General features: G+C 32.9%; 5 protein-coding genes and 3 pseudogenes. 6 read left to right on the forward strand and 2 right to left on the reverse strand.

Annotated elements, in window-relative coordinates; genetic code table 11:
* Nucleotides 1-44: 44 nt before the first annotated feature.
* The 4 genes and pseudogenes from aroC (at nucleotide 45) to Q0929_RS00455 (ending at nucleotide 4,671) form a co-directional block, all read left to right on the forward strand.
* A complete protein-coding gene (gene aroC / locus Q0929_RS00435) occupies nucleotides 45-1,217 on the forward strand; it encodes a chorismate synthase (RefSeq protein WP_299237620.1) in 1,173 nt (390 codons plus the stop codon).
* Nucleotides 1,217-2,314 (forward strand): glycosyltransferase family 4 protein, encoded by a 1,098-nt coding sequence (locus Q0929_RS00440; RefSeq protein WP_299237621.1) that lies wholly within the window; start codon nucleotides 1,217-1,219, stop codon nucleotides 2,312-2,314. Before aroC ends, Q0929_RS00440 begins: the two co-directional genes overlap by 1 nt.
* Nucleotides 2,307-3,362 (forward strand): polysaccharide deacetylase family protein, encoded by a 1,056-nt coding sequence (locus Q0929_RS00445; RefSeq protein WP_299237622.1) that lies wholly within the window; start codon nucleotides 2,307-2,309, stop codon nucleotides 3,360-3,362. The genes Q0929_RS00440 and Q0929_RS00445 overlap by 8 nt, the downstream gene beginning before the upstream one ends.
* Nucleotides 3,359-4,671 (forward strand): annotated as a pseudogene (locus Q0929_RS00455) (nucleotide sugar dehydrogenase). The gene Q0929_RS00445 and the pseudogene Q0929_RS00455 overlap by 4 nt, the downstream one beginning before the upstream one ends.
* A gap of 219 nt (nucleotides 4,672-4,890) precedes the next feature.
* On the opposite strand, the pseudogene Q0929_RS00460 reads toward Q0929_RS00455, so the two are convergent.
* Nucleotides 4,891-5,174, reverse strand: a pseudogene (locus tag Q0929_RS00460) (transposase); the annotation flags it as partial.
* A gap of 599 nt (nucleotides 5,175-5,773) precedes the next feature.
* Here Q0929_RS00460 and rseP point away from each other — a divergent pair.
* Nucleotides 5,774-7,093 (forward strand): RIP metalloprotease RseP, encoded by a 1,320-nt coding sequence (gene rseP / locus Q0929_RS00465; protein ID WP_299237625.1) that lies wholly within the window; start codon nucleotides 5,774-5,776, stop codon nucleotides 7,091-7,093.
* A gap of 34 nt (nucleotides 7,094-7,127) precedes the next feature.
* Nucleotides 7,128-7,607 carry a DsrE/DsrF/DrsH-like family protein gene (locus Q0929_RS00470; protein ID WP_299237626.1) on the forward strand — a complete coding sequence of 160 codons (480 nt, stop codon included), beginning with the start codon at nucleotides 7,128-7,130 and terminating at the stop codon, nucleotides 7,605-7,607.
* A 525-nt stretch (nucleotides 7,608-8,132) separates the two neighbouring features.
* Here the strand turns inward: Q0929_RS00470 and Q0929_RS00475 are convergent.
* A pseudogene (locus Q0929_RS00475) lies at nucleotides 8,133-8,281 on the reverse strand (M48 family metalloprotease); the annotation flags it as partial.

Below are 8,281 nucleotides of genomic sequence, written 5' to 3' on the forward strand. Positions count from 1 at the left end.
TAAGTTATAATATTCTTTTAAAAATTAACATTTGGAGATAGTTTATGCTTAGATTTTTGAATGCTGGAGAGTCTCATGGTCCTGCTTTAACGGCTATTATTGAAGGGTATCCATCAAACGTAAAAATTACAACAGACAGAATAAATAAAGAACTTGCAAGAAGGCAGAAAGGATACGGTCGCGGTGGAAGAATGAAGATAGAGAAGGATACTGTCGAAATCCTTTCTGGCGTCAGATTTGGTATTACTCTTGGTTCTCCGATAACTTTGATGGTTAGAAACAAAGATTGGGAAAATTGGACTGATATTATGGCTATAGAAGGAGACTCAATAAACAAAAAACAGATATTAGAGCCAAGACCGGGTCATGCAGACCTTACAGGTGGCATAAAATATGGTTTTTATGATTTAAGAAATATATTAGAGAGAGCATCGGCAAGGGAGACAACAACAAGAGTGGCAGTTGGTGCTTTATGTAAAATTCTTCTTGAAGATATCGGTATAAAAATAGGAAGCTATGTTTTGTCCATCGGGGAGAAAAAGATAGATAAATCAGAAATTGAAAGCATATCTTACGAAGATAGATTTAATAATGCTGAAAATTCTGAGCTTAGACTTCCAATCTTAGGTAAAGATGAAGAGTTTAAAGAATACATAGATAAAGCAAAAGAGGATGGGGAAAGCCTTGGCGGTATTTTTGAAGTTTATGCATTAAACATTCCTGTTGGACTTGGAAGTTATAGTCAATGGGATACAAGACTTGATGGTAAAATAGCACAAGCTATAATGAGTATTCAAGCAATAAAAGGCGTTGAAATTGGAGAAGGTTTTAATTTGGCATACCTGCCCGGTTCACAGGCTCACGATGAGATTTTTTACAGCAAAGAAAGAGGATTTTATAGAAAAACAAACAGAGCAGGTGGACTGGAAGGTGGAATGACTAACGGAGAGCCAATAATCGTAAGAGCTGCAATGAAGCCAATTCCAACATTAATGAGGCATAAGTCTTTACAATCTGTAAATGTAATAACAAAAGAACCTTTTGATGCAGCAAAAGAAAGGTCAGATATTACAGCTGTTCCAGCAGCTGCAGTAGTGGCAGAAAGCATGCTTGCTTTTGTTCTTGCAAGAGAAATTCTTGAAAAGTTTGGAAGCGACAACTGGATACAGATAAAAGAAAGAATAGAAAAATACAGACAGGATGTTTTAAATTACTGATGAAAGTTTTACAAGTTGTTGATGGCACAGGCTGGGGCGGTACTAAGGAGCAGGTCTATCTAACAACAAGAGAGTTGAAAAAGCAAGGAATAGACGTTCATATTGCTTTAAATTTTGAATATTATGAAATGATTGAAAAACTAAAACCTTACGATGTTCCAATTCATTTTTTTGAAGAAAACAAACCAAATGCACGTTATAGATGGTCTAATTATAAAAGACTGATAGAGATAGTTAATAAAAACAATTTTGATATAGTAGTTGCAAACTCTCCAAAGGCAATGGATTATGTAAGTATTTCTTCTTTGTTTTTTAAAAACAAACCAAAAATCGTTGCGGTAAGAAGGTCTGGAAGGGTTCCATCGTTTTTATCAAAATGGTTAAAATACTCAAAAGCAGATAAAATAGTCGTAGTATCACAGCAGGTAGCAGATTTACTTAAAGAGAAAAACTTCTTTCCCGAAAAGCTTGTAGTGATAAAAAGTGGTGTAGACCTTGAAAGATTTAAACTTAATCCAGAAGTAAGAGCTTTAAAGAGAAGAGAGTTAAATATATCAGAGAATGACAAAGTTTTTATAAACGTTGCAAATTGGCAGGTTCAAGTAAAAGCACAGGATAAACTGATAGAAGCTTTTTCAAAAATAAAAAGAGATAATGTAAAGCTGATCCTTGTTGGACTTGATACCGATAAATACGCTTTAGAGTATGCAAAAAGGTTTTCAGTGGAAGATAAAGTTATCGGGCTTGGATATAGGAAAGATATTCCAGAGCTTTTAAACATGGCAGACTATTTTATTTTATCTTCAAACTTAGAAGGAATAGCAGGGGCATTACTCCAAGCTATGGCTGTTGGAAAAGTTGTTATTTCAACCCTTGCAGGCGGAATTGGAGAGTATCTGATAGATGGATACAACGGCTTTTCTGTACCGGTTGGAGATTTTGAGACTTTAAAAGAAAAGATGATAAAAGCATTAAACCTATCACAGCAAGAATATAAAACCATCTCGGAAAATGCAATTAAAACAGCATCTGGGTATTCTATCCAAAACACCACAAAAGGATACATAAATCTTTTTAAGGAACTTTTAAATGGCTGAAATATTTGTGATTTACTATCATAAAATCCTACCAAGATTTGGATTCGATGTCTTTTATAAAACCTTTGATATAGAGATGAAAATTTTAAAAAGCTTTTATAACGTCGTAAGCCTTGATGAAATTGAGCAATACATAAAAGAAGATAAAAGACCAAACAAACCTACCGTTGCAATAACCTTTGATGATGGTTATGTAGATAACTTTGTATATGCCTATCCAATCTTAAAAAAACATGGTCTTAAAGCAACAATATTTCCTATAGCATCAAGAATTCTACAGAAAGATTTTGTAAGACCAACGCTTTTTGATTATTGGCAAGGAAAAGTGTCATTTAAAGAATTGCACCAGCCAAAAACGATGGCACAAGCTAATTTAGAGTATTTAAAACATGGCGTCAAAGACACAAAAGATTGGGATTTTTTAACAGTAGCAGAACTAAATAAGATGAAAGATGTGTTTGATGTTGGCGGACATGCATACCTTCATTCAAGGGTTTTTTATGATGAAGAGATAATTGATTTCTATGATGGTAAAAATGGACATTGGAGTTTTTGCTATGCCTATGGAGAAGAACCCAAAATTGGCTTTCCTATCTTAAAATCTCAAAATAATCTTGCAGTTGAAAGGTCCTACATCAAAAGAGAAGTAAAAGATTACATAAAAAGCTTAGATGAAAGCTATTTTAAACAAAAGGATTGGAAAATTAGATTAAAAAAAGAATTGTTAAAAAAGTTTGATAAAATTGTAGATAAAGAGCCAATACAAGAGAGAAAAGAAAGAGTGATAAAAGAATTGCAAGAGTCTAAATCTATGCTTGAAAGCATGATAAATCAAAAAATTAGACATTTTGCCTATCCATTTGGACATTATGACGATTTACTTGTAGAGTTAGTCGGGTTATTTTTTGAAACTGCATTTACAACAGAAAAAGATGTGATAAAGTCAAAAATAAATTTACATAAAATTCCACGTTTTGGCATTCCAAAAGACATTTCAAGCTTCTTAGCAGTACTTGGAAAAGCTAAGATAAAAGGAGTTAAATCATGAGAGTAGAAGATTTTTTAAAAAACGGTAAAGAAAAAATAGCGATTATTGGGTTAGGATACGTAGGGCTTCCTTTGGCTGTTTTATTTGATACAAAATTTAATGTTATAGGCTTTGATATCAATCCAGAAAGAATAAAAGAGTTAAAACAAGGTTTTGACAGGACAAAAGAAGTTGAAAAAGAAAAACTTTTAAACTGTCAGATAGAATTTACTGACAATCCTGAAAAGCTAAAAGAAGCAAAAGTTATTATCATCACAGTTCCAACGCCTGTTGACAACATAACATACCAGATTTAAGACCAATCATATCAGCAACTAAAACAGTAGGAAAGTACATGAAAAAAGGCTCTATAGTAGTGTATGAATCTACTGTTTATCCAGGCTTAACAGAAGAAGAATGCGTTCCTATTTTAGAGCAGGAAAGTGGTTTGAAATGGAAAGAAGATTTTAACGTTGGATACTCACCAGAAAGGGTTAATCCGGGAGATAAAAATCACACGATAGATAAAATCATAAAAGTAGTTGCGGGGGATACACCAGAAATTACTGAATTTTTGGCACAACTTTATGGAAGCGTCATCACAGCAGGAATTCATAAAGCACCTAATATAAAAACAGCAGAAGCTGCAAAAGTTATAGAAAACACTCAGAGAGATTTAAACATTGCCTTGATGAATGAACTTTCTATAATCTTTAACAAAATGGGAATCGACACAAAAGAAGTTTTAGAAGCAGCAGGGACAAAGTGGAACTTTTTAAAATTTGAGCCAGGACTTGTAGGTGGTCATTGTATCGGAGTAGACCCATACTATCTAACCTTCAAAGCACAAGCAATTGGCTACCATCCGGAAGTTATACTTGCAGGAAGAAGAATTAATGACTACATGGGAAAATATGTAGCAGAAAACACGGTAAAAAAACTAATCAAAGCAGGAAAGCAGATAAAAGGAAGTAAAGTCCTTATCCTTGGTCTTACGTTTAAAGAAAACATCTCTGATATAAGAAATACAAAAGTTATAGATGTAATCAATGAACTAAAAGACTTTGGAATCAACGTTTATGTTTATGACCCATACGCCTACCCAGACGAAGTAAAGCGTGAATATGGAATAGAGTTGCTTGAAGATATTAACTCTCAAAAACCCTACGACGCTGTAATCGTTGCAGTCAGACACAATGTTTTTATGCAAGAAAAAGACCTAAGCTTTTACAAAAACTTGATGAATTCTAATCCCGTACTTATAGACGTAAAAGGTATATACGATAAAGAAAAAGCCATCAAAAACGGATTTTTGTATTGGAGATTGTGAAGAAATTTTGTGAGAGTTCCACTTTACATAGACAGATATTTCACACGTAGTAAAATATCTATCTACACATACCTAGCTCGGCGTTAAGCTTTGACAAGGGTTTAGAATATTCAAGGGAGGACTCTTGCACTTTTCAGTCTCTCAAGATACCCTTCTATCAGCATCTTAAGGACTTGCTTTTTTGTCAAAGCTCTGGGAGTTAAAATAATTGGTAATTTCTCAATTTATTCCATCTAAACATTTATACAAACTATCATCAATATTATTCCTAAGGTTATACCTAAATTCAAGCTCTTTTAGATAGTAGATAAAATTATCCTTACTTACACCATGAAATTTTAGTAGTCTCTTTCAGCAGATACATCTTTTACTATCTCAACTTTAACTTTTCCATTTCTTTCAAGAATTCCAAACACAGGAATTTTATTCTTTGCTCCTCTTTCTCTACTGCCTTTCCTTTTTCCTCCAAAATAGCTTTCATCCATTTCTACTTCTCCTGATAAAAGCTGGTCATCTTTTGAGACAAATTTGTATATACACTGTCTAAGCTTTGTGTAAATTTTGTGCGTAGTATTGTAAGCTAAATCAAGCTCTTTATGTGCTTTATTAACTGGAACTTCAAGGATGAACAATTTTACAGCCAATATAAATTTAGAGAATGGAATTTTTAAATCTTCAAGAATACTGTCTTTTCTAACACTTCATTCTCTTAAAAATTCCTCTGCTTTTTCTTCTGATGATGCTATCTGTAGTAATTCTACTAAATTCACTTTTTACCTCCTATACTACTTACTTATTATAATAGCAGGTGTATTATTTTGAGCAATTACCTTAATTGTAATAATATACACATCAGATTAGAAATTCAAAAACAAAGAAATTTTTAGCATGGATACAGATTGTAAAAAGTGATACAGGAAAGATAAGAAAGTGATTTGAATTGGCAGGAAGAGAAAAGAAGATTCTTTCCGTGATTAGAGAATTAAGATTTTTGATTTAGTTAAAATAAAGCATTTTTAATAGATAAATCGGATTAATAACATATTTTACCGATGCAATTTGGATTAAAATATTTAATAATCTAATTAGGAGGTAAAAAGTTTTGACAATTTTAGCTTTTTTAATAATGCTTGGAGTACTGATTACGATACATGAATTTGGACATTTTCTTTTTGCGAGAATGTTTGGCGTAAAAGTAGAAACATTCTCGATAGGCTTTGGACCACCAATATTTAGATGGAAAGGAAAAGAAACAGAGTACCAAATAGCACTTATTCCACTTGGTGGATACGTAAAAATGTATGGCGAAGATTCGATGACAGAACCAGTCCAAGGTGAAGTTAATAAAGAAGCCTACAACGACCCAAGGTCTTTTCATTCAAAAACAAGATGGCAAAAAATGTTAATAGCATTTGCCGGACCACTCTTTAACATAATCCTTGCTATAGTTTTATTTATAGCTGTTTACGCAATAGGTATAAAAGAACCGGCGTATTTAACACAGCCACCGGAAATAGGATATATTGAGAAAAACTCAGTTGCTGAAAAAATAGGGCTACAGCCATTTGACAAAATTTTAAAAGTAAATGGCGAAGAGGTTAAAAATTGGAAAGATTTGACAATTAAATTAGCAATGAAATCTGGCAAAAATATAGATATAGAGGTTTTAAGAAATGGTAATGTCTATAAAGTATCTGCCACGCTTCCGGAAGATATGACAAAGGATTCCTTCGGCATTTCTCCAATAATAGAGCCAAAGGTTGGTAAAGTTTTGCCAAATACACCGGCAGAAAAAGCAGGTTTAAAAGAAGGGGATATTATTATTGCTGTAAATGGAAAGCCAATAAGGACATGGTTTGAATTTGCAGACTTTATGTCTAACTTAAACGAAAAAAGAGATATCAACCTTCTTGTTAAAAGGGATGGAAAAATTATTTCTTTAATGATAACACCGGAATACAATCAAGAGCTTAAAAAATATACGATAGGAATATCTCCAAAATTTGAAGTAAAGACCATTCAATATCCTTTAGACCAAGCAATAGTAAAAGCATTTGATAAGACAAAAGAGTTAACAGTATCAATATATAATGTAGTAGCAGGCTTATTTACAGGTGAGGTGTCATTTAAAACCCTTGGCGGTCCTATTTCTATTGCTAAATTCTCAGGAGAAGCATTAGAAACCGGAATTACAACATTCTTATTTGCAATGGCTTTTATGTCTTTACAGCTTGGATATTTAAACCTACTTCCTATTCCAGTTCTTGATGGCGGATTAATATTTATTCTTTTGATAGAAAGTATTATCAGAAGACCACTTCCAGAAAAGGTAAAGGAATATTTAGCATACATAGGCTTTGCACTTCTTGGCAGTCTAATGATATACGTCATTTTTAATGATATATTAAGAGCTATACAATAAATATAGAAAATATATTTTTATATATGGAGTAAAAATGGCTACAAGAGTTGGAATTATCGTTTTAAGTGGAACCTTAGATAAAGTAATGCCTGCTTTTATAATTGGAACTACAGCTGCGGCTATGGGTATGGAAGTAGGGATGTTCTTTAGCTTTTATGGATTAAATGCAATTCATAAAGAAAAACATAAAAATTTAAAAGTTTCTCCGGTAGGAAATCCGGCAATGCCTATGCCTGTTCCTGTGCCACAGATACTAACAATAATGCCGGGTATGATGGATTTTGCAACATCTATGATGAAAGGAATGATGGAAAAACACAAAGTCCCATCTTTAGAACAACTAATCCAACAAGCAAAAGATTTAGAGATAAAATTATATCCATGCCAGACAGCAATGACTCTCTTTGGCTATACGGCCGATGACTTAATAGAAGGTGTAGAAAAACCTGCCGGAGCTGCAACTTTTTTAAGCTTTGTAAATGCAGGTGATAAATCGATAGTTTTGAATTTTTAATTATATAATCGGATGATAAATTTAATAAAGTAGGAGATTCTTCCAACGGTTGCAAAGCAACAAATAAGTCAATTGCTAACGTGCTTTTACTTTCCTAGTCATCCTGAGGGCTTTAGCCCGAAGGATTTCCTTTTTAAATTTTATAAAAACCAATAATTTCTCACCCCCAAGGTATTTTTTATATGTATTATACATCTAAATAAAACTGTGTTGTAAAATTTTTGTTTTAATCAGAAGCACCTCGTCGGACTAACCTTCTTGTCATCCTATTTCACGTTTTTGTAATTGTTAATAATTTCAGAGAGGAATAAGGAAAACAATGGCTACTTTAAAACTTGCCAACCAAAATTCCTTCCATTGGCTTTCTAACAGAGGCTTGGTTCAATTTAAAGGTTTCCATCAGACGAAGTATAGCTTTCCTTGTAATAATTAACAAAGCAATGAATTAAGAAATTATTAAGATGTTTTGGATTAAAAATTGAACTCGAGGCATAAATCCCCGACTTAGGAATTATTTAGATGTTTTCAAAATCCATATCCTGGCTGCATTTTTCTTGCAAGCTCTTCTAATCTTCTAATTCTTTCTTCTGTTGGTGGATGTGTTGAAAATAATTTCATTATAAAATCGCCACTAAGTGGATTGACAATCATCATATGAGCGGTTCCTGGATTGA

The organism is Sulfurihydrogenibium sp., assembly GCF_028276765.1.
Classification (GTDB): Bacteria; Aquificota; Aquificia; order Aquificales; family Hydrogenothermaceae; genus Sulfurihydrogenibium.